Here is a 22,040-nt window from a genome sequence, read left to right as displayed (position 1 = left end):
CAATCAGTCAAGATTAACGTCTGGATATAATCCTTTTGCAAATGTTTCGATTCCATCCTGTGTACGTGTTGCACTTGCATACATCTCGCTGAGCATGATCGGATAAACACGACCGTTCTTTACAGCGTCAAGACTCTGAAGTGCTTCGTCATCCTGAATAACTGCAAGCTGGTCATTCTTAACTGTTTCTGGATCATCTCCTGCATATGGCATATATACTACGAAAATTACGTCAGGATTTGCTGCAATAATATCTTCTTTTCCAACTGTAGAAGCATCCGGGTTTGCCAGAGTCGCACCTAACTGTGTTACCATATCTCCACCAAGGCTCTTTGCACCATAGTTTGTGATATCTTCTCCAAGAGGTTCCAAAACCATTACGCTTGGTTTCTCTTCCACATCTGCTGTTGCTGTAAGAGTTTTATCGATCACTGCCTTTGCATCATCTACGATTGCCTGTGCTTTGTCCTGTACATCAAAAATCTTTCCAAGGTTTAAAATATCTGTAAATTCATTTTCCAGAGTTCTGTCTCCGTCAGGGCGTGTGTTTGTGTTGTAATAGGTGTTGCAGCCTTTGTCGATCCAGTCTGTTACATTTCCGAGGTTTTTATCAGAGAACAGGGAACTCCAGGATAAGATCATGTCTGGCTCCAACATCGTTACAGTCTCAAGGGATGGGGTAAATTCATCAAGATAATTTGTTTTAGAGAATGCTTCTTTGAGATCATCCGGAACTTCATTATCAAGACCCGCTGTAGCTACAAGGCGGTCTTCCAGTCCAAGTTTCAGCATAGTTTCAATGCTTCCCTGATATACAGCAAGAACTTTCTCCGGTGCCTTTTCATAGGTTGTTTCAATTTCATTTCCATCATAATCATAGGTTGTGATGGTCAGAGGATATTCTGTCTTTGTACCTTCTGCGTCTGCTGTTTTATCTGCATCTGCTGAATCCTGTGCGTCTGCATCTGCATCTGCTGCCGGCTGGTTGTCCTCTTTGATCGTCTCAGAGTCTGCTCTCTCTGCTGCAAAAGCTGCCGGAGCTGCGGAAACTACCATAGCTGCTGCCATCATAATTGCCATAATTCTTGTAGATAAATACCTGTTTTTCATTTGACTTCCTCTCTTTTCGTATATGTCGTTTACTTGTTCGTGTAACCGAAAAGATGGAACTTCAGAAAAAGTAAAATAGAAGTGATAAAAATAACGGATACTTTTTACGGAAGCTCCTTCTTTACACTGTCAGGCAGGTTTCCTGACTCACAGATCACAGAAAGTTTCCACAAAATAAAAACTGATACAACATCCATGCTTCAGCAGTTCATGAATGTTGTATCAGAAATATTTCCAGATACTCTCTGGCAGCCGGATTCCGCCTTCTCACATATTTATGCAATGACATATTACAATCCCGCTTTTTTCTGTATACAGTGGCCGCAACCGTTCAGGCATTTCACCTGATTCCCTCTCACATTATCATACACAAAATCTGCGTATGATAATGTTCACTTAACAGCTATTCAATTACGCTGATATAATTTTAGCACACTGCTTTTATAATTACAACTATATTCGAGACACATCAAAATTCTTTCTTCTCCATAAGCCGTACACTACCCCAATAAGACCCCATATATACAATTACTGTGAACAATGCAACTCCAGCCAATACCATTCCCCAGTTCAGTCCATTCAGCCATGCATCGACTGCGTCTGCTGAAAGTCCCATTGTTTTTATCAGAGTATAAACTACGGCAATTATAATAGCCCACATGACCATTGCAATATAACGTCCTTTTTCCGCTCCAAAATGTATTACAAGCGGGAGTGATGCCGCCAACATAAGAAGTGCCAGTGGAATGTATATCAGAGTGCCAATAATTTTCTCACTCAGGTCCCCCTGAAGCTCTGCCACGCCTTTGCAGATCACTCCCGTTATCGTTGTAATTCCCCACGCTGCAGCCGTAAGCCCTGCTCCCAGCAGATATTTCTCTGCCACATATTGTTTTCTGGTAACCGGCAAGGTCATAAGAAATGCAAGACCATTATCAAACTCATCATAACTTATAGTCGTAATGGCAAAAATTGCTGTGACAAACGTAAAATATCCTGTAGCAAAACTGATACTTCCGCTTCCTGCCAGATTCAGGATGACTCCCATTACAATAACCAGGATAAAAAACTGTTTCTGCTGTTTCATCAGTTCTATATCCTTTACAAATAATCCCTTCATACCTGTTCCTCCATCATCACTACCAGATCATCAATCTTTCCATTCTCAATTACAACATCCGGGTAATTTTCCATATAAAATTGTTTCTGGTTTGTCAGACACCTGTATCCATAAGCTTCTTTCCGGATCTTAATAAGGTATTGCTGATCCAGTTTTTCGTACTCTTCTTCTGAAACTTTAAGAACTGCATAATCTGACAGCAGTACATCTGTGTCCTCATGAAGGATAATTTTTCCGGCATGGATCATATAAAAATCGTCACAAAGACTCTCCAGATCTGATGAAATATGCGAACTGATCAGAATAGCACTGCTTTCATTTTCTTCCATATATTCTCTCAGCATGTTCAGCACCTCATCCCTGGCAATCACATCCAGGCCAACTGTAGGCTCATCCAGAATCAGCAGTTCTGCCTTATGGCTTAATGCTGCCAGTACTTTAAACTTTGCTTTCATACCAGTAGAAAATTCTTTAATTTTCTTGTCTGTGGACAGATTGAATCTCCTGCACTGCTGCAGAAATTTCTCTCTGTCAAAATCTGGATATATGCTTTTCATAATATTTGCCACGCCCTCTGCTGTCAGATACATACTGAAGCCTGAATCTGCAAAAACAACTCCTAGTTTCTGCTTATCCTCCGGCTTAAGCTCTTCTGCTTTTTTCCCAAAGACCTTTATCTCTCCGCCATCCGGATGAATCAGGCCAAGCAAAGCTTTAAATGTGGTGGATTTCCCGGAACCATTTCTTCCAATAAGTCCTGTAATCATCCCAGGTTGTACTTCCATAGAACAGTCCAGCGAAAAACCTCTGTAATTTTTCTGCAAATGACTAATTTTCAACATATCTTAGTCCTCCATGATCATTTCAAAAAGATTTCTGATTTCCTTATCGTCCAGTCCACTTCTTCTGCCCTTCATAATTGCCTGCTCCAGATCATGTTCTACTTCTTTGAGCTGTTCTTCCCTCATCAGGTCTTTATTTGTGGCTGCAACGTAGGTTCCTTTTCCATGAACAGTGACGGTAAATCCCTCTTCTTCCAGATTGTCGTAGGCTTTCTTCACAGTCAGGGCACTGATCTTCAACTCCTTTGACAGACTGCGTACTGAAGGTAATACAGTGTCCGGCTGTAACTCTCCTCTGATAATCGCAGACTTAATCTGGTCTATGATCTGTTCATAAATAGGTACCATGGATGAATTATTGATTATTATATGCATATGTTTCTCCTCCATCTGTAAACAGTATATAACAGTATGTAACTGTTGTCAACTGTTTTATACTGTTATATTTCATCTGTTTAAAGAAAAAAGGATATCTTCAGTCACATAACGTTTCTGAAAATATCCCTTTTATATTATTCTGCCAAATATGCCTTCAGTTTCTCCATATCAGCTTTCATTACTCTCCGTCCCACCTCATAAATCTCCTTTAAATGGGCGGGATCACGCTCAACCGGTTTGGCACTGATGTCTCTGTCCGGGCGGATAACGTGGATCCTGCCCTCTTTTTCCAGATATGCGATTTTATCCAACATACGGTTATACTGAATATGACGTTCATCCAGAAGCTTTACAAGCTCCGGATACTCCCTGAACTTCAGTCGGATCAGCGGCATCAGCTTATTATGTTCTTTTCTGTATCCCGGATGACGGGTACAGACTACCACATTTTTCTCATAACCCTGTGAAAGCATCCAGTTTACAGGAATCGGATCTGAGATACCACCATCCAGATACATTCTTCCATTCAGCTTTACCGGCCTGGCAGCCAGTGGCAGGGAAGCTGATGCGCGCATCCATTCCACATCCAGCCTGTCTCCCATTCTGCATTCCTGATAGCAGGGTTTTCCTGTTTCAATATCTGTACATACAACCGTAAACTTCATGGGTGATCTGGCAAATGTCTCTGTGTCAAAAACATCCAGCTTCCAGGGCACCTCCCCATATGCAAAATCTTTGCTGTAAAGATCGCCGGTAGTGATCCAGCTTTTCAGTCCCATATATCGTTTATCCTTGCAGAATCTGGTATTATAACGAAGGGTTCGTCCAATCTGGCGGGACTTATAATTACATCCAAAAATTGCACCGGCGGAAACGCCAACTGTAGAATCTGCATAAATCCCCTGCTCCATCAGCTCATCCAGAACTCCAGCTGTATACAGCCCCCGCATACCTCCACCTTCCAGAACCATTCCAAGGCCTTTCCTTTTATTGTCCTCCATAGTTTTTCTCACTTTCGTCTTTTTCTTAATGTCCTATAGCAATCCTCGTAAATAATGCATTTAAGACAGTCAATTGTATTTTTACTCATTTCATTTGAAAAACAAATTATTTAGAACATATTTTAACACCTTGAATGAAAATGTCAAACCTGTAATCTGTAAAAGCCCCCTGAAATTCATCCAGAAGGCTTAATACAACTCACAATTATATGTTATTTTCCAAGAAGTTTTGCTGCAACTTTCTCCAGCTCATCTCTGATCTTAATATGCTGCGGACATACTTCTTCGCACTTACCGCATTTCACACATTCATTGGCAGATTTCCTGCCATGTTTGCCTACCAGCCATTCTTTCTGGTGAACTGTGCAGTTGCTTCTTCTCTTGTCTTGTAGTTGATCCATGCTGCATTCTTTGTAAAAAGAGTCATATATTTTTTACATACTGATAATTCCCAAAACGTTTGCAATAGAACTCAGCAAAATAATGATCAGGCAAATCGGTGCAAAGTATTTGATAAATACTCTGTACAGTTTCTTTCTGCGGAATGGAGAAGACTGTTCAATTTCTTTTACCATTCCATCAATACCAACAACACGAAGAATCAGAACACAGGTTGCAAGTGCTGCCAGCGGCATCATTACTGAGTTTGTCATAAAATCGAAGAAATCAAGGAAGTTCATTCCAAAGATACGAATGAAATCCAGAAGTCCATATCCCATGGAAGATGCGGTTCCAAGTACAATCATGATCACGACCATCAGACCGCAGCATTTCTTACGGCTCCAGTGAAGTTCATCCATGAATGTGGAAACACTGGTTTCCATCAGGGAAACTGCACTTGTCAGGGCTGCAAGTAATACAAGTATGAAGAATACGATTCCTGTTGCAGTACCAAATCCCATACTTGCAAATACTTTTGGCAATGTGATAAACATCAGAGATGGTCCTGCCTGAAGTGTTTCAGGATTTCCACCGGAGAATGAAAATACCGCCGGGATGATCATCAGACCTGCAAGGATTGCGATACCTGTATCGAAAACCTCAACCTGTGTGGTAGATCTCTCGATATCCATATCTTTACGGACATAGGAACCGTAAGTATACAGGATTCCCATTGCAATGGACAAAGAATAAAACATCTGTCCCATCGCTGCTACTACTGTCATCCAGGAGAAATTTTTCACATTCGGGATCAGGAAATATTTCACACCTTCAACAGCGCCCGGACGTGTGACAGAATAGATTGTAACTACGACTGCCAGAACTACCAGAACCGGCATCATGATCTTTGACATTCTCTCTACACCGTTCTGTACACCACCGAGAATGATGATGAATACAAGCGCCGCAAATACCAGAAACCAGAGTTCCACCTGCCAGGAATCGGAAATAAAATTTCCAAAATATCCGTCTTCCGCTACTGCCTGGACATTTCCTTTGAAATATTCCACAAGATACTTAATTACCCATCCGCCAATCGTACTGTAATAAGGAACGATCAGCATTGGAATCACTGCATTTAACCATCCGCCGATTTTGAATGATTTCGTTTTTCCAAAATGCTCAAATGCACCTACCGGACTCTTTCTGGTCATTCGTCCAAGGGCTGTTTCTGACATGATCAGCACATAACCAAATGATGCTGTCAGAAGAATATAGATCAGCAGGAAAATTCCGCCTCCATATTTCGCTGCAAGATATGGAAATCTCCAGATATTTCCCAGTCCTACTGCAGAACCTGCAACTGCCAGCACATAACCAATCCTTCCGGAAAAGCTTCCTCTGTTATGGTTATGTGCAGAATTGTTTTCTTTTTTCATTATACACCTCACCTCGTTACAAAAACCTCCCATAGGATTTCTCCCATGGGAGGTCTGCTAGTTTTTTACTGATTCTATAGTATCAAAAAGATGCGGGAATGTCAAAGACTAATAATAATTACAGACTTAATTGTAACATATTTGTTACTGTTCACACACCACTATCCCAGTATATATTTCAAGTATAGTCTTTCTGTACGCATTGTTCTATGATATAATAGTTGAGCTACCACCCCTAGACAGGTGCAGAAAGGGGGTGTGTTGTAAATGGATATGATCTTATCATTTATGCTTTCTATCTTGGCAAGTGTAATCGCCTACTACATTTGCAAATGGTTGGATAGAAAATAACAGCTGGTAGCCAGCCTGGGGGAATAAGCCACCCTGCCCAAACGGAATAAAAAAGCCTCAGAGGTCGCAACTCTGGGGCTTTTGCTGTGTTATAAATGAATTTAACCTTATCATTTTGCCTACTGGCATTATATCATATGCATTTTTTGTTTGCAATATACTCAATATACTTTTTCGAATCAAGTCAAACTTTTGGTTACTGTTCACTTCGTTCACAGTAACGTGTTGGACGGTCTTTGGATCAACACCAGCATAGAGAAGATTGGTAATGTAAGTGTGCCGCAGCTGATGCGGGGTTACATCAAAGTCCAGCGTGTATCTGATTTTGGGTTGATTTTTCTGGGTCATGCCCAGCGTTGGGGTAACCGTGTATTTGATGCTCTGCCCATTCACGTACTTATAATAGTTCCGGGGCTTAGTGGAGCGGACAACGACATACTGCCACACTCTTTGAAACTGCAAAGCAGCCAGCGGCTCCCCTTTGCTGTCAGCAATCACATAATCTGATATGGAATTTTCTTTCGTTTCTCTCAGACAATCCACCAAACACTTCGGTATCGGTATATCCCTTTTTGCCGCCGGAGTCTTTAGCACCGTAGAAATCACGGGTCTGTTATGCTCTGTACGCCATGCCCGCCTCACCGATAGATAAGGTGTATCCTCGTCCAGAAATACACAATCCCATTGCAGCCTGCCTGTGATAATCTAGTTGATTAAAGTCTGCTGACTTTTCATCCCTTTCAACCCCTTACAAAAATCGGCATAATCAAGCCTATTGACCGGTATAATAACAGGTCTCCGCTGGCGCGGCTGTCATAACTCCGCAGCACCGTTCGTATCGTGTGCCGCAGGGTTCCCCCCAAGTCTTTGGCGGGCCGTGAGGAAGTATCTTTAAGCCCCCATGCAGTCATCGCGCCGAATCTGCCACAATCCGTTTTATGAAATCGTAGATCGCTCCGAAGCAGTTCTTTCATCACCTCCCTGACTGCTCCATCTTCGCGGCGTTTCATATTCGCTCGTACATGGGTTATGTACCTGTTATGCTGTCTATGAAATTGTCAAAGTGCTGTTGAAGGGGGAAAACTTGTCCTTCTTATTAACACTGACAAAAAAGGCAAAAAACAGGCGCATCAAATGAAATTTTATCAAAAATATTTTACAAGCTGCTTCAATCCACGGCGGATACTGTCTCGGACACGGCTTGGGTCTACACCTTCTACTTCGGCAATTTCATTTACCGTCATTCCCAGATAGTATCGGGCATAAATTCGCTTTGCCTGTTTCTCCGGCAGCTTCATCACAGCGGCATAGACCTGCTCCTGGAACTGTTTTTTCTCCAGAAGCATCTCCGGTATTTGCGGCTTCAACAGCACCGCATTTTCAATGCCATTCTCGCAATCCAGAGAATACTGTGCTTTATAACGATACATCTTCCGCTCATACGTAGCCTCCGCATGTTCAGCTGCCCGAATAGTCTCCATTACTTCCTCTGTCACATCTACAAAAAAGTCTGTTGTATAAACATCAGGATAAAGTTCCCGAAGGTTAATTTTCTTCATTATGTACCTCCATTTCGATTCACGGGTGAATCGAATGGAGGCGGAGACCGACACCGGCAGACAACCGGATCATCTCCGAAACAAAGGCAACAAAAAACGCCAGATTTCCGTAATGGAAAACTGGCGCACCAAGAACAGCCACGATTGTACTTAATTGCATAGAACGATAATGCCGATGCAATGCTAAACTTACCCGGAGGAGGAGCAATGCTTTTTTTAACTGGTGTAGATCATGTGAGCTTTGAAAAAGCAAACGGGACACGGCAAAATAACCTCCAATCGGCTACCGTGTCCCTGCAAGTCGTCATTGGTTTGTGTAAACGCAAAGAAACGGCGGCTCTGATTTCTCAAAACCGCCGTTAGGATAATAACTTAAAATGGGCGCGCAAAATCACCTGCCCCAACCAACGGTTTTTTTCTTTCCCCTTAATCGGGGCAGGTTCATGCGCTATGTAATTATTCTTTCGTGATAGATTCTTTCAGTCGTTCATAGGTTTCTGCACTAATATCGTGTTCGATTCGGCAGGCATCAGCCTCCGCCGTTTCAGGATCAACGCCTATGGATATAAAGTGCTTTGTAAAAAAGCAATGGCGTTCGTAAATTTTTTCAGCCACATCCCGGCCAAGGTCGGTCAGGTGTATATAATGGTTTTCGTCTGTTGTCAAAAAACCGCCCTCTCGTAAAGTTCCTACTGCGTAACATACGCTGGGTTTTGAAACTTCCATGTACCGGGCAACATCCACAGAACGCACCATACCGAGTTTCTTTTGAAGTATAAGCACGGATTCTAAGTAATCTTCACCGGCTGTGGTGGTATGTTGTTTGTTATTCATTTCTTTCTCCCATGCCATTCGTACCAGTAAAGAAAAACGCATTGTTTCTTTTTATTGCTGTATCTTACTACTGGATATTTTCCAATTAACTGCTTTTTCTCTAATATTTACGAAATCGGCATAAATTCCAGGCTGTGTCATCAACTCTTGATGTGTACCGCATTGGGCAATTCCGCCATTCGCAACAACAACAATCTGCTGTGCATTTCGGACCGTTTTCAACCGATGAGCAATAATAATAACCGTTTTATCCTCTGTCAGCTTCTCAATGGCCTGCTGGAGTTCTGCCTCGTTTTCTGGGTCTACACTGCTTGTTGCTTCATCCAGAATTATGATAGGGGTATCTTTCAAGATAGCCCGCGCAATCGAAATACGTTGCTTTTCGCCGCCAGATAAAGTAGCACCACTCTCGCCAATGACAGTATCATAACCGTTTGACAGTGCCATGATAAAATCATGGCAACACGCACTCTTTGCTGCTCGGACAACTTCTTCATGAGTGGCATCCGGTTTACCAAACTTGATATTGTTCTCGATGCTATCCGCAAAGAGAAAAACATTCTGAAAGACCATGCTGATATTAGAGAGCAAGCTATCCAGCTTATATTCCCGTATGTCAGTGCCGCCCAGTTTAATGCACCCTTCATCTACATCCCAAAAACGAGTAATCAAGCTGCACAATGTCGTTTTACCGGAGCCAGATGGACCGACTATCGCCGTAGTGGTTTTGGCCGGGATCGTCAGATTGACATGGTTCAAAATTCGGTGATCGCCATAAGAAAAGCCAACATTCTGTAATTCAATCGTGGTATCTTTCGGAGCAATATCTTTGCCGGACAAATCCATTACTGGAGTATCGTCAATAGCGTTCACCTTGTCGATGGAACTTTCTATTAACCGAAGGGCAAAGGACTTTCCCCCCGCCGCCTCCAGTTCACTGAAAATCAAGAAAGAAGCAACACACATCAGCAAACAGTACACCAACGTCATGCTGCCTTGCAAATAAAACAGGATAGAGCAAAACATGATTGCCACACTCGCCAATCGCAAAACAAACAGTTGTACCATTCCGTAAGGTCCAAAAACAGTTTCCAGTTTGGTATTGCGTGCGCGGCTTTCCTCAATGGCCTGTTTCATTTTCTGGTTCGATTTGCCACCGAGATTGAAAGACTTTACAATGCCCATACCCTGGATATATTCCAGTGTGGCGCCTACCAAATCCTCCTGTGCCGCCTGTCGTTTAGGAGATACTTCCTGTGATTTCTTTTGAAGTACGGAGTTACAGAGCAAAAACAGCGCAATCCCCAAGCAAGCCAGCAGACCAATCCTCCAGTCGAAGAAAAACATCACAATGGTAATGACCGTTACATGGATAAAACCGTGGATCACTGTAATCAGAACTGATGGCGCATTATTCTCTACATCGCTGATTGTTGTGGTGACGGTAGAGGTCAGATTCCCCAAACTATGGCTGTTAAAGTAGCCCATCGGCATATACTTCATCCTGTCGCCTATATGGATGCGCTTATCCGCGCACATAAAATAGCCAACTCTTGTTTGAGAAAAGTCTGAAATATAACTACAAACGATTTTTCCAATCACTCCTGCCAAAAGAAGCAGAAACGCGAACAAAATATCCTGCCCTTTGATTCCTTCCATCAATCCGTTGAGGATCAGAAAAAGAGCGCCGATCTGAAACATATCAAAGATTGAGTGCAGCAAGCTGAACACCACTGACTTTTTCAAAACCCCTTTCCAGTGGCCAGAAAAAGCATATATTTTCTTTAAGGCAGTAATCATGCTGTTGCACCTCCTTCATCGCGGCTCCCAATATGAGCCTTCCACATTTCTTCATAGAGCGGGCATTTTTTCAGAAGTTCCTCATGCGTACCGGTTGCCTCGATTCGCCCCTGATTCACCACCACAAGCTGATCCGCACCTGTCACCGTATAGAGTCGATGAGCGACCATAATCAGCGTTTTGCCCTGTACCAATTTAGAAATAGCTTCTTGAATCAGGCTTTCATTCTCAGGGTCAAGGTAGGCTGTTGCCTCGTCGAAGATAATAATAGGAGCATCTTTCAACATAGCTCTGGCGATGGCAATTCGCTGTCGCTCACCACCCGATAAGTGACCGCCTGCACCGCCCACAATCGTGTCATACCCATGCTCCAGGCCCATGATGAAGTCATGGCAGCCACACTTTCGGGCAACATCTTCCACTTCTTGATCGGTAGCCGACAACCTCCCCATACGAATGTTTTCACGGATACTTTCATCAAAGAGGTAATTATCCTGCGATACATAGGACACATACGAGGAAAGCTGCGACAGGGGAATATTTTTCAAATCCACCCCGCCAAGAGAAATAGTGCCAGATGTTGCCTCCCAAAAGCCGGTAATCAATTTAGTAATCGTTGATTTGCCTGAACCGGAAGGCCCAACTAAAGCCGTCATTGTTCCAGGTTGTATTGTCAAATTGATATGATCCAATATCGGCTTCGAGTCATTCAGGTCATAAGAAAAGGAAACATACTGGAATTGAATAGACTGATTGTGAATATCAGCATCATAATCCGGCCGCACCATTTCCGGTGCATCCAACAGATTTCCCACTTCTCCGACAATCGTGCCAAGCTGCGAAATATTGTCAGTAAATTTAATTGCTCCCAAAATCGGACCAACAATGCCCAGGGACAAAATCATAATGGTCAGAAAGACCGGGGCAGACAAGGTTCCATGTTGATACAGAACGGCACCAATGGGAAGAACCACCAGCCAAACACTGGGCCAGATAGTATTGCTCATGGACATAAACAACTGCGTGTCCTTCATCCAATCGACCGCATAACTGGCATCATCATTTACTGTATCAGAATACTTCTGATAAGAGTTAGCCGACTGATTAAATGCTTTAATAACCTCAATGCCACCTACATACTCGATAATGGTTGCGTTCATTTTTTGAACCCGTTTCATCAGGCCGGAAAAGCGTTCACTATACCCCCGTGACATTCCCATGTAGCACAGAAAACCAATAGGCAGAGTCACAAGAGAAGCCAGTGCCATGCGCCAGTCTAAAACAAACAGATATACAATAATGCACAGCGGGACGAACAGATTCGATGTCATTTCCGGAAACAGATGTGCGAGGATTGGCTCCATGCTCTCTACCCGATCAACGATGACATCCTTGAACCGGCCAGAGGATTGATCCATAATGTAACCCATTGGCACCCGTGAGAGTTTGTCGGCAATTTTAATACGGATCTCTTTCAAGGTCTGGAATGTCGCTGTATGAGATACCGTTGTTGAAAGAGTAGAAAAAAGCAGTTTCAATGTGAAACCAAGCAATATTACGCCGCACCACAGTGCATAAGTGTTTAGGGCAGTCACGCCATCAATCAGACAAAGCATGATATAAGCGATGGCGAAGTATGGAATCATCCCACAGGCCACACCCAAGATAGCCAGGATGATAGAGAGCGCATAGGCTCTACGATGTGTTCCAGTCAGCTCCCATAACCGCTTGACTGGCGATGGTATTTGTTTCATCATCTCTCACCTCCATAAAAGCAATACGGGGCAGCCGGTACCTCCCGACCACCCCGCATCGTCAAGCTGTGTTATTCTGCCGGAGTGATTTGTGTCACATCCAGGAAAGCATAATCCGAAGCAAAGTTATAATCTGCGATCTTGTCCGTGTTATAGACAATCATATCCATCTGATGGGTCAAAGGAACATCCAATACCTGATCGAGATCAGTATTGATGAGCAGTTCAAACAGTTCCTTCAACCGGGCATCATCGTTGCAGGTCTTAAACTCGCTCAATGCGGAAATAAACTCATCAGAATTATCTAACAGTGGGATGGAAACATCCTCTGGCATCTGAGCCATCATTGCAGAGAACCAGCATTGTGGCATTGCATAATTGAAGAAACCCGCAGTCATTGCGGTAATATCCCATCCTGTAGGTTCCATGTAACTTGCATACCACTCCATCTTTTCCATGCTCTTAATCTCTACTTCAATGCCAACTTCTGCAAGCTGGCTCTGGAACAACGTGGCAATGGAACCGATGGTACTGTCATCAGTAGGGCAGGTAAAGACCACATGAAGCGGTGTTCCATCCTTTTCCCGGATGCCAGTAGACTGATTCATGATCCATCCTGCCTCATCAAGAAGCTGATTAGCACGATCCACGTTATAGGTATAATCCTCTGTACCGCAAATATCTGAGTAAGGCGTGCCATCAGGAACAATCGTATTCGCCACAGGTTCATAGCCATAGGTCAGGCCTTCAGAAATCGCCTCTTTGTCGATAGCATACGCCAAAGCTTGTCGTACACTCAGATCAGACAGATTTCCATTGAAATTCAGAATGATATTACGAACCGTGGAACCAGACGGAGCAAATTTGCCCTCAATTCCATCAATAGCAGTCGCCTGGTTATAGTCCTCATAACTCAATTCAGCGGAGCCATAGATTAAATCAATTTCACCAGTTTTCAATGCCTGTACACGGGAGGCATTATCCGGGATATACTTTGCAACGATCTTGTCGTAATAGGGCTGCTCACCCCAATAATTCTCATTACGAACAAAAGTGGTGTACTGTCCTGCTACATACTCGTCATAAATATAAGGTCCGGTACCAGCATATCCGTTGACTGTCTGGAAGTCACCCTGCGTAATCTGTTTAGGAGAAATCATAGTGCATACATCCGGCCAGCAAAAATCGTTGATGTATGCAAAGTACGGTGTATCATAGGTCAGACGGATGGTGTATTCATCCACCGCCTCAATATTGGTATAATTGACAACACCAGGCAGCGCTGTAAAAGACGGGTTGATATGCCAGGCCTCAATATTGGCAATCGCTGCCTCTGCGTTAAAAGGTTCTCCGTCATGAAAAGTTACACCTTGTCGCAAGTAAAAGGTAAGCTGCTTACCATCCTCGCTCATTTCCCAATCTTCCGCCAGCACCGGCTGAATTTTTCCATCCACATATTTCACCAGACCCTCATAGAGCAACTTTTGAGTAGGGCGGTTATCCGCAATCATATAGAGGGGCGAAAGGGTTGTTGTTTCGCCAATCGTGGCGATATTTAAGACCTTTTCACTCGCTTCTGTCCCGCTTGCAGCATAAGCGGTATCGCTGTTAGCAAGCATCCCCATACACATAACAGCGGCAAGAGCTAGCCCTAAAACACGTTTGGTTCGTTTCAGCTTGGTTCGTTTCATCTTGTTTTGTTCCTTTCTGTGATTTTATATTTATCGAACGGCTTTTTTAGTAATTTTGCCGTGTTCGATCTCATAAATAATCTCGCAGAGCCGCGAGGCGATTTGCAGGTCATGAGTAATGACTAAATAGGCACAGTCATGTTCCTGCTCATATTTCTCCAAAAGTTGAAGAACCGCTTCTGTTGAAATCAAATCAAGGCCTGCGGTTACTTCGTCCAGAATTAGAAATTCCGGTGATATAGATAAGGAACGCAATAACGCAAGCCGCCGCTGTTCCCCGCCAGACAGTCTTCGAACCGGAGTATCAAGTAAACTTTGAGATAAACCGGTTTGTTCCATCAATTCAGCAATACGTTTTTTCCGCTGTGATGAGGAAAAATCCGTCAGGTTTACAAGGGCTTCCTCTACATTTTGGGATGTACTCCATGATGGATTTAGGGTTCCACCAGTATCCTGAAATACCGCTTGAATCTTGCCACGATATTTTCTCCATTCTCGCAGGCTCCATTTTGTGGTATCTACGCCATTGATAAGGATGCGTCCTTCAGAGGGGCGTTCCAATCCAATCATCAATCGAGCCAAGGTGCTTTTTCCGCTGCCGCTTTCTCCCATAATGGCGATGCTATGACCCTGCTCCCATATCAGAGCGGCATGATCCAATACACAAAATGTCTCCCCCTGCGCATCATAGTAGGTTCTGGTGAGGTTATCTAATTCAACGCGGTCCATTTCCAATTCACCTCCTCTCGGTGGCAAGCAGCTTCGGCAAAGCGCTTAGTCCATGGCTGTTGCGGGTGAATGAATAGCTGCTCAGTTGCCTGCGTTTCAATAATTTTGCCACGTTCCATCACATGAGTGATAGGGCATAGGGCTTTCATTGCCTCAGTATCATGGGAGATGAATAAAATCGCTGCTGTCTTTTGATATTTTCTCAGTAACTCCAGCAGTAAATCCCGATTTGCTTCATCAAGAGCACTGGTCGGCTCGTCTGCCAGAACATATTTAGGCTTCTTCCCCAAAATCAGTGCCATAGCAATCCGCTGGAGCATACCACCGGATAACTCTCCAGGATATGCACTCAACACTCGCTTGGTATCAGTCAGATTAACCTGTCGCAACACATTTTCCGCAAGTGCATAGGCCTGCTTTTTGTCCAAACCAGTGTGCGTACGGAGCGTTTCAATAATCTGACGTTCCATCTTTGCGTGTGGGAAAAACGCTGTCATTGGGTTTTGTGGAATAAATCCAATCGTCTTCCCGCAGAGTGCTCGACACTCTTTCGCACCATGTATCAGCAAATTATCTCCATCCAGGAGAATTTTCCCCTGTGTGATCTCCAGATCACCACTGTTCATACCCATAATGGATTTAATCAAAGTTGTTTTTCCAGAGCCACTAGCCCCAGTCAGTCCAATACAAGTCCCTTCATCAATAGATAATGAGACATCGGTTAAAATCGGTGTGTTATTTTTTACTTTCACAGTCAGATTTTTAATCTCAAGCATCAGGCCCCCTCCTTTTCCAAAAGCCTCCCTAAGTAGTTGAAACAGAGGGAGCTGATAAAAATAAAGAAGATCGGGTAAAAGAGCAACTGCGGATGAGTTCCAGCCAATGCCCTCGCATCGGAAAGCATAACTCCCCAATCAATTACATCATCACCCAGAGAAAGACCGATGAATGAGAAACCGGAAATCGCAATAATCATTTCTGCACAGGAAAGGCAAATAAATTGCACAACGTCACGGATAATATTGGGAAGGATATGTACCAGCATAATTCGCATTTTGCTTGCACCGCAGGCAATCGCGCACATGATGTATGCTTTGTCGTACTCACCCTCAATCAAAGTTTTAACCAACTTAATCATCCGAAGAACCAGCGATGCCGTCAGTGCCACTAACATGGTGGGGATACTATTCCCCCAAATACCAATAAAGATAATCAGATAAGCCACAGGCGGAATCGCTGTAACTGCGTTCAAAATACTTTCTGCAAGAATATTTCTGCGGCGTCCCGTCTTTGCCAGCAAGATGCCAAAGAAGATACCAAGCAAAATGACAATAGCTGATCCTACCAACACAATGCCTAAAGTTATTTTCCCGCCTTCGAGAATGCGTGAAAACTCACAACGGCCAAAATCGTCTGTACCAAACGGATATTCTGCGCTGCTGGATAGATATTTACCCCGAATATTTGTGGTCGTCGGATCGTGGGGTGCAAAGAACGATCCAAACAAGAAAAATAGCAATATTACAATCGGGATTGAATACGAGAGAATATGTTTTGTCCGGCTCATAGTCTGGCCCCCTCTCTCGCAGAAGCATCCCGTTGCAAAATCCGCCGTAATATATCCGAAAGGATATTGAACATTACCAGCGAAAACGCAAGAAACAGAATTGTTGCGTGGATAACTGGTGAATCCCGATACAACACGCTGTCGACAATCAAATAACCAAGCCCTGGCAATGAGAACACACGCTCTACAATCGCAGAGCCGGCCATACAAAGTCCGAGCATCTGACAGAAATTGGGGAGAAGTGTTACTACTGCGCTGGGGAGTGCATAGCGGAACAGAATCTTCCCCTCAGATAAGCCACGACAACGAGCATAAAAAGCACTATCCTGTTCCATCTCTTTTTTGATATTGTTTGCCAACATAGGAGAAAACAATGCAATACATCCGATTGCGATACATACTGCTGCGGGGAAATAGCGCACAAATCCTGTATTTCCCACTACCGATGTTACACCGAGTTTAACAGCAAAGATGTCAATATAGGTACTAGCAAAGAAAAACGAAGGAATAGAAACTCCGGCTATGCACAAAAAAATCAATGCACGACCAATTATTCGCTTTCTCGTCAAATAACAAAGGCATCCTATCAGCAAAATAAAAATGGCTTGAATAATAGCCGAAATTATAACGATTGTCACAGTTATACCAATGGCTGTTGTAACCTTTTCAAATACTGATTGGCCACTTACAAAAGATTTACCGAAGTCTAAATGAAATGCATCTCGAACCCATTTCACATACTGCACAGGCAAGGAATCATTAAGCCCCATTTTTTCTCGCAGAGCTTCCATTTGTTCATCCGTAAAACTAAATGCGGCCATAGAGCGCCTGGCATACGCTTCTGCTGGATCAATGGGTGAGAGACGAACAAGCAAAAACGAAAGAATAGTTACAATTAAAAGAGAAATTACCAATTCTCCCAGTTTATTTATAATAAAACGTCTCGTTGCTTTGCTCATTACCAAATTCCTCCTTTCGTAAATAAATAAGCGGTGTGGTTAGAGTTATCTAACTACACCGCCCATAATACTGTATTTTCCGAAAGGAAACCACTCCAAGAAGTCAAAACCTATCCAAAAAGCCAATTACTTTTTAGTGTTGCGATACTCTCTCGGAGACATCCCAATAATAGACCTGAAAGCAGATGAAAATTTATTTGGATTTGAATAACCTATTTTTCCTGCAATTTCAGATATAGATAATTGAGTTGTAAGTAATAGCTGTGCCGCCATTTGAATTTTGTATTCCTTTTGAAAAGCATATATAGGTTTTCCATAGATTGCTTTAAAGCAATCTTTCATTGTTGTCAAACTTAATCCATAACAAGCTGCCCATTCAGCCAATGAATATCTTGTATCTAAAGAATCCATCAGTTCTTGCTTCAATTCTTTTATTTTTCGGATTGTACTGCCTGGATAATAAACGGACACTTCTAAATTCTCTTGCGGAAGTATTTCAGACAATAGAAAGAAAATCTCTAATGCCTTTAATCGTAAGTAGCCTAATCGTTTTTTGTTTTTTTCCTCACAAACTTCTTGAAATACATGATTCAAGTCAGGAGGAGCTTTTACAACTGTGCAGCAGCGATCCGTACAAAATCTCGAGGTCAATTCAGATAAATCAATAGAAATTCCTTCTACAATATCCTTGAATTGACTTCCGGTAACACTCATATCTACAATCAAAGCTACACCATCGTACAATCCAGTAGGAAATGTAGGAGGTTCTCTATGAGGACTAAGGACACTAATTGCAATATCACTTTCCCCCAGATATGTAAAGTAATCCCGCTTATATTCACATTCATACCTTCCTGCGCTGCAATATGCAATTTCTAAAATATGAGGCATTGCTTTGTTTCTTGAAAAACAAGAAAACGCCTGAAAGGATGTATATGCTAAATCTATTCCAGGAAATAAATGAATACATTGCATGGTTCCATTGGGCGTATCGCATTCAATTTGATATTTTGTCCCATTATTATTCTTTTCAAGAATATGCGCCCCTGTGCTGAACAATGCAGGGTCGATCTCATTTCGCTCTTTCATTAAATCACCTCCCGGATTACTAAGACTATGATGAAGTTATCAAAGACTAACCAAAGTATATAATACTTGTTTCTCAAAGTCAATTTACCGTGCAGAGTAATCCACTCAACGGTATTCCCTTTGTCCCACAAAAGCTCCGTAACTTCCCCGCCATCCTTGAACACCGGAAAATTCAGACTCGTCATTCCTGTAAATTTCAATTTCCTTAATCAAGGCTGTGACCACATTTCTCTTTTCTTCGTCATTTATGGCATTCAATATTTACAGCTAATTAAATGGAAAAAAACTCCTGCTTTCTTCACTCAAAGATAGCTTTACAAAATACACCTCTAAGGCTACTACAATAGGTAGGGCGCAAGGTCTTATGCAGAAGCACTTTGAGACCTTGCGCCCTCTGTTATTCTACCCTAAAAATACTTTGCCAGCTGCTTCAGACCACGCCGGATGCTGTCATGGACACGGCTTGGATCTACACCTCCTACTTCGGCAATTTCATTTACCGTCATTCCCAGATAGTATCGGGCATAAATTCGCTTTGCCTGTTTCTCCGGCAGCTTCATCACAGTAGCATAGACCTGCTCCTGAAACTGTTTTTCCTCCAGAAGCATCTCCGGTGTTTGCGGCTTCAATAGCACCGCATTTTCAATGCCATTCTCGCAATCCAGAGAATACTGTGCTTTATAACGATACATCTTTCGCTCATACCCAGCCTCCGCACGTTCAGCTGCTCGAATAGTCTCCATTACTTCCTCTGTCACATCTACAAAAAAGTCTGTTGTATAAACATTAGGATAAAGTTCCCGAAGGTTAATTTTCTTCATTATGTACCTCCATTTCGATTCACGGGTGATTGACGGGTGAATCGAATGGAGGTGGAGAACGGCAGCGAAACAAATCGGGACCATTCCACAAAAAACGACAAACAAAAACGCCAGTCTTCTCCAAGAGAAAACTGGCATCATGACGATTCCATAGTCTATAATCGCCGATTAACCGGCAGGATAATACCGGTTGAGGTGCGTAAGGAGCAGAGACATCAGAAAAGCTTTTTTTGACGAATTACATATTGCTACTCTCATGGCGGCTCCCTCCGTGGGCCGCCGATCCTGTGTCGGGCAAAGAAAAGCGGCGGCCTTGATTTCTCAAAACCGCCGCTGGGATATATAGAGTGAGCACACAAACTCAACCTGCCCGCAACGGTTTTTTTCTTTCCCCGTCGGGCGGGGCAGGCTGTCGTTGTGTATTGGATAAAAAAGGCCGATAACCACAAGGGATCAGACCTTGTGTGTTATCGGCTCTGCGTCTGTGCGTCTGGCTCTTTGATAACAGATATATTTAGTTGTCGAGCAGAAATCAATGTTTCATGCTTGCATTTGGGACAATACAACGGGAAGTTTTCAAGAACTGTATCTTCCCGGATTTTTAATCGGGTTTTGCAGCCACAGACCGGGCATAAAACCCATTGCTCACGTTTCATTCTTCCTCCTTTGAACAAAACACTTCGAGGGTCGAGAGTGAGAGAACATTATTGCAAATTTGTTTTGCAATCCGGTTACATGGAACTCCAGTCCGAAACATGAATAATAGGAAAACACCGGGTGCAGGGCCAGCAGGCCGCCGCACTCGGTGTTCCTTAGTATTCAAGCACTAATGTTTCCTGTCGGCCATCCGGGAACGTATAGATAAACTTCGCGGTAGTATCTTTGCAGGCCCAAAAGAACAGATCGTTGCACTCCATGTCCAGCTCCACATTACCCTGGAAAGTGTCGGTCAATCGTATGGTCTGAAAACAAGGAAATCGCTCCGTATTGGTGCGGGAAAGCTGTTGCCGTAAAATCTCATACATCCCTTTCTTTGTAACAGGATTTTCTAAAATGTAGCGATAGCGGAACCGTTCATTGCTAAAGCGGTTGCTATTGATTACCCGAAGCAGATAGTCGGTAAACTTTGGTGGCATGATGCTCTCAATACTTACCACAACTTTTCGCTCCGGGCTGTTATGGATTTGAGTAATCAGGGAAGAAAGCACCTGCGGAGATAAGATGATAAAATCCATTTCTCCCTTGATAATTAGCGTGTACTCTTTCATTTCAGGCCCCTTTTTCATACGGCCAGTGTAACCGACACTGGCCGTATGTTAGAACACATCAATCAGTTGCCCGCAGTCTTTCCACGATACTTTGCTTCTCCAAATTCTTAAAGCAGATATAGGGAATAACGATTGCAAACGCAATCAAAATCGGCGTACAGATTACCAGCGGCAATAGTGTAAAGTGGAATGTTGCCGTCCAGTCACCGGCTACCATCATACGGACACCAACAGCTACTGCCACAGTGCCTAATACATAAGCTGCCAACAAAGTGCTTCCCGCGTAATACAAGCCCTCGTCGATCAGCATACGCCGGAGCTGCCGTTTTGTCATGCCGATGCTCTGAATCATGGCAAATTCTTTCTGGCGGGAAACAATCGCTGTTACCATCGAATTGACGAAATTCAGAATACCCACAAAAGCAATGATAAGGCTGATTGCAAAGCCCATCACAGTGTTCGCCCGTGTCTGTTCCTGATAATGCTCAATCAAAGTGGATTTCGCAGTATAATTCAGGCTCTTGTCCACGTCTTGTTGATATTGGATCAGCATTTCTTCCGCCTGCGGCTGGTATTCCTCGGCTACATCAAAGAACAGCTTCCGCAGAGTGTTATCCGGGTACATAGCCCGGAATGTATCGGCAGGAAGATAGAAAGAAAGGAAATCTTGTGTGCTGCTGTTTACGCCCTCGGTAATGGTGGGAATATCCGCCACAATCGCCATAACCTCGTATTGCTGGCCGTTCAACTCTACCGTATCACCAACAGAATAAGTCGGCTGTGTTTCTTTCTCACTGTCCTCTGCACCGGTAGCCGCTTCCATCACTACATAGCCCCCGGACAAGAATTTCTCTTTGTCAAAGGTGCCATCCAATATCCTGCCGTCCTGTGCAAAGGTGTCCAGAATCAGGCCGTCAATGCCGTATAGAATGGAAGTACATTCGCTGCTGTCGATCATGTCGTGATAGGCTTCTGCCAGCCCTGCATCCGTTGCTTCAATATAGGTCAGCCGGTCATCAGCGTTATAGTAGGTCTGGATATTCTCAAGAGCAGACGCCCCGATTTTATGCGTAAATACCTGCGAATACAAACGCCCTGTTGCTTCCAGCCCGGAAAGTCCCTCAATGTTCTGTACCAGCTCCGGGGAAATGGTGGTGCCGTAGGGATTGTAGGTGCCAAAGGTGGAAGAAATCGAACTGTCCTCTACCTCAAAATCACTGATAACTGTCTGGCTCATGTACTTATCAATATCAAAGCTGGCATTTTTCGCATAGACACAGGAAAGTAGCACAAGCCCCAGCGTCAGGGAACAGATTACCGTAATGGTGCGCTTTTTGTTCCGGCCTA

At 43.4% G+C, this 22,040-nt stretch carries 21 protein-coding genes, 1 pseudogene and 1 riboswitch; all 22 genes and pseudogenes read right to left on the bottom strand.

Going from position 1 to position 22,040, the window contains the following annotated elements; translation table 11 throughout:
- Positions 1-3 precede the first annotated feature (3 nt).
- Positions 4-1,110, bottom strand: coding sequence for an ABC transporter substrate-binding protein (locus tag AC058W_RS00535; protein WP_181977728.1), 1,107 nt, complete (start codon positions 1,108-1,110; stop codon positions 4-6).
- A 115-nt stretch (positions 1,111-1,225) separates the two neighbouring features.
- A riboswitch (cobalamin riboswitch) is annotated at positions 1,226-1,505 on the bottom strand.
- A gap of 74 nt (positions 1,506-1,579) precedes the next feature.
- Positions 1,580-2,230 carry an ABC-2 transporter permease gene (locus tag AC058W_RS00530; RefSeq protein ID WP_479389545.1) on the bottom strand — a complete coding sequence of 217 codons (651 nt, stop codon included), beginning with the start codon at positions 2,228-2,230 and terminating at the stop codon, positions 1,580-1,582.
- Entirely contained in the window at positions 2,227-3,072 is an 846-nt protein-coding gene (locus AC058W_RS00525) for an ABC transporter ATP-binding protein (RefSeq protein ID WP_117677640.1), read from the bottom strand. Before AC058W_RS00525 ends, AC058W_RS00530 begins: the two co-directional genes overlap by 4 nt.
- A gap of 3 nt (positions 3,073-3,075) precedes the next feature.
- Entirely contained in the window at positions 3,076-3,447 is a 372-nt protein-coding gene (locus tag AC058W_RS00520; protein ID WP_118575280.1) for a GntR family transcriptional regulator, read from the bottom strand.
- A gap of 137 nt (positions 3,448-3,584) precedes the next feature.
- Entirely contained in the window at positions 3,585-4,451 is an 867-nt protein-coding gene (locus AC058W_RS00515; RefSeq protein WP_181977746.1) for a patatin-like phospholipase family protein, read from the bottom strand.
- 212 nt (positions 4,452-4,663) lie between these two features.
- Positions 4,664-4,852 carry a 4Fe-4S dicluster domain-containing protein gene (locus AC058W_RS00510; protein WP_117677638.1) on the bottom strand — a complete coding sequence of 63 codons (189 nt, stop codon included), beginning with the start codon at positions 4,850-4,852 and terminating at the stop codon, positions 4,664-4,666.
- A gap of 33 nt (positions 4,853-4,885) precedes the next feature.
- On the bottom strand, positions 4,886-6,271 hold the full coding sequence (locus AC058W_RS00505; RefSeq protein ID WP_117846105.1) for a sodium-dependent transporter: 1,386 nt from the start codon (positions 6,269-6,271) through the stop codon (positions 4,886-4,888).
- A gap of 522 nt (positions 6,272-6,793) precedes the next feature.
- Positions 6,794-7,312 (bottom strand): annotated as a pseudogene (locus tag AC058W_RS00500) (site-specific integrase); the annotation flags it as partial.
- Between the two features lie 455 nt (positions 7,313-7,767).
- Complete coding sequence (locus AC058W_RS00495) at positions 7,768-8,181, bottom strand: sigma-70 family RNA polymerase sigma factor (protein WP_479389544.1); 414 nt, start codon at positions 8,179-8,181, stop codon at positions 7,768-7,770.
- A 456-nt stretch (positions 8,182-8,637) separates the two neighbouring features.
- A complete protein-coding gene (locus AC058W_RS00490; RefSeq protein ID WP_123158178.1) occupies positions 8,638-9,015 on the bottom strand; it encodes a metal-dependent transcriptional regulator in 378 nt (125 codons plus the stop codon).
- 51 nt (positions 9,016-9,066) lie between these two features.
- Complete coding sequence (locus AC058W_RS00485; protein ID WP_479389543.1) at positions 9,067-10,815, bottom strand: ABC transporter ATP-binding protein; 1,749 nt, start codon at positions 10,813-10,815, stop codon at positions 9,067-9,069.
- The gene (locus tag AC058W_RS00480) at positions 10,812-12,572 is read right to left on the bottom strand and encodes an ABC transporter ATP-binding protein (protein ID WP_479389542.1); all 1,761 of its coding nucleotides are present in this window, start codon (positions 12,570-12,572) and stop codon (positions 10,812-10,814) included. The genes AC058W_RS00485 and AC058W_RS00480 overlap by 4 nt, the downstream gene beginning before the upstream one ends.
- A 68-nt stretch (positions 12,573-12,640) precedes the next feature.
- Positions 12,641-14,260, bottom strand: coding sequence for an ABC transporter substrate-binding protein (locus AC058W_RS00475; RefSeq protein ID WP_479389541.1), 1,620 nt, complete (start codon positions 14,258-14,260; stop codon positions 12,641-12,643).
- 30 nt (positions 14,261-14,290) lie between these two features.
- Complete coding sequence (locus AC058W_RS00470) at positions 14,291-14,989, bottom strand: ATP-binding cassette domain-containing protein (protein WP_479389540.1); 699 nt, start codon at positions 14,987-14,989, stop codon at positions 14,291-14,293.
- Positions 14,971-15,765: an ATP-binding cassette domain-containing protein gene (locus AC058W_RS00465; RefSeq protein WP_479389539.1), complete on the bottom strand. Its 795-nt coding sequence runs from the start codon at positions 15,763-15,765 to the stop codon at positions 14,971-14,973. Before AC058W_RS00465 ends, AC058W_RS00470 begins: the two co-directional genes overlap by 19 nt.
- A complete protein-coding gene (locus AC058W_RS00460) occupies positions 15,765-16,556 on the bottom strand; it encodes an ABC transporter permease (RefSeq protein WP_373213786.1) in 792 nt (263 codons plus the stop codon). The genes AC058W_RS00465 and AC058W_RS00460 overlap by 1 nt, the downstream gene beginning before the upstream one ends.
- Complete coding sequence (locus tag AC058W_RS00455; RefSeq protein ID WP_479389538.1) at positions 16,553-17,515, bottom strand: ABC transporter permease; 963 nt, start codon at positions 17,513-17,515, stop codon at positions 16,553-16,555. Before AC058W_RS00455 ends, AC058W_RS00460 begins: the two co-directional genes overlap by 4 nt.
- Positions 17,516-17,641: 126 nt before the next feature.
- A complete protein-coding gene (locus tag AC058W_RS00450; RefSeq protein WP_479389537.1) occupies positions 17,642-18,604 on the bottom strand; it encodes a helix-turn-helix domain-containing protein in 963 nt (320 codons plus the stop codon).
- 407 nt (positions 18,605-19,011) lie between these two features.
- A complete protein-coding gene (locus tag AC058W_RS00445; RefSeq protein WP_479389536.1) occupies positions 19,012-19,425 on the bottom strand; it encodes a sigma-70 family RNA polymerase sigma factor in 414 nt (137 codons plus the stop codon).
- A 467-nt stretch (positions 19,426-19,892) separates the two neighbouring features.
- Positions 19,893-20,081 (bottom strand): cysteine-rich KTR domain-containing protein, encoded by a 189-nt coding sequence (locus AC058W_RS00440; protein ID WP_479389535.1) that lies wholly within the window; start codon positions 20,079-20,081, stop codon positions 19,893-19,895.
- 156 nt (positions 20,082-20,237) lie between these two features.
- The gene (locus AC058W_RS00435; RefSeq protein WP_479389534.1) at positions 20,238-20,693 is read right to left on the bottom strand and encodes a hypothetical protein; all 456 of its coding nucleotides are present in this window, start codon (positions 20,691-20,693) and stop codon (positions 20,238-20,240) included.
- Between the two features lie 58 nt (positions 20,694-20,751).
- Positions 20,752-22,040: ABC transporter permease (locus tag AC058W_RS00430; RefSeq protein WP_479389533.1), on the bottom strand; the 1,289-nt coding region annotated here is incomplete at its 5' end.

The organism is Blautia sp. CGZ-1-C1 (assembly GCF_056504575.1).
Note: the sequence above shows the minus strand (reverse complement) of the source record. Positions and strands in the feature narration are given on the sequence as shown.

Bases quoted from the DNA above. Each gene is read 5' to 3' on its own strand.
- AC058W_RS00525 (WP_117677640.1), bottom strand. From the start codon at position 3,072: ATGTTGAAAATTAGTCATTTGCAGAAAAATTACAGAGGTTTTTCGCTG.
- AC058W_RS00520 (WP_118575280.1), bottom strand. From the start codon at position 3,447: ATGCATATAATAATCAATAATTCATCCATGGTACCTATTTATGAACAG.
- AC058W_RS00485 (WP_479389543.1), bottom strand. From the start codon at position 10,815: ATGATTACTGCCTTAAAGAAAATATATGCTTTTTCTGGCCACTGGAAA.
- AC058W_RS00455 (WP_479389538.1), bottom strand. From the start codon at position 17,515: ATGAGCAAAGCAACGAGACGTTTTATTATAAATAAACTGGGAGAATTG.
- AC058W_RS00460 (WP_373213786.1), bottom strand. From the start codon at position 16,556: ATGAGCCGGACAAAACATATTCTCTCGTATTCAATCCCGATTGTAATA.
- AC058W_RS00480 (WP_479389542.1), bottom strand. From the start codon at position 12,572: ATGATGAAACAAATACCATCGCCAGTCAAGCGGTTATGGGAGCTGACT.
- AC058W_RS00510 (WP_117677638.1), bottom strand. From the start codon at position 4,852: ATGGATCAACTACAAGACAAGAGAAGAAGCAACTGCACAGTTCACCAG.
- AC058W_RS00535 (WP_181977728.1), bottom strand. From the start codon at position 1,110: ATGAAAAACAGGTATTTATCTACAAGAATTATGGCAATTATGATGGCA.
- AC058W_RS00490 (WP_123158178.1), bottom strand. From the start codon at position 9,015: ATGAATAACAAACAACATACCACCACAGCCGGTGAAGATTACTTAGAA.
- AC058W_RS00465 (WP_479389539.1), bottom strand. From the start codon at position 15,765: ATGCTTGAGATTAAAAATCTGACTGTGAAAGTAAAAAATAACACACCG.
- AC058W_RS00495 (WP_479389544.1), bottom strand. From the start codon at position 8,181: ATGAAGAAAATTAACCTTCGGGAACTTTATCCTGATGTTTATACAACA.
- AC058W_RS00435 (WP_479389534.1), bottom strand. From the start codon at position 20,693: ATGAAAGAGTACACGCTAATTATCAAGGGAGAAATGGATTTTATCATC.
- AC058W_RS00440 (WP_479389535.1), bottom strand. From the start codon at position 20,081: ATGAAACGTGAGCAATGGGTTTTATGCCCGGTCTGTGGCTGCAAAACC.
- AC058W_RS00475 (WP_479389541.1), bottom strand. From the start codon at position 14,260: ATGAAACGAACCAAGCTGAAACGAACCAAACGTGTTTTAGGGCTAGCT.
- AC058W_RS00450 (WP_479389537.1), bottom strand. From the start codon at position 18,604: ATGAAAGAGCGAAATGAGATCGACCCTGCATTGTTCAGCACAGGGGCG.
- AC058W_RS00470 (WP_479389540.1), bottom strand. From the start codon at position 14,989: ATGGACCGCGTTGAATTAGATAACCTCACCAGAACCTACTATGATGCG.
- AC058W_RS00515 (WP_181977746.1), bottom strand. From the start codon at position 4,451: ATGGAGGACAATAAAAGGAAAGGCCTTGGAATGGTTCTGGAAGGTGGA.
- AC058W_RS00530 (WP_479389545.1), bottom strand. From the start codon at position 2,230: ATGAAGGGATTATTTGTAAAGGATATAGAACTGATGAAACAGCAGAAA.
- AC058W_RS00445 (WP_479389536.1), bottom strand. From the start codon at position 19,425: ATGAAGAAAATTAACCTTCGGGAACTTTATCCTAATGTTTATACAACA.
- AC058W_RS00505 (WP_117846105.1), bottom strand. From the start codon at position 6,271: ATGAAAAAAGAAAACAATTCTGCACATAACCATAACAGAGGAAGCTTT.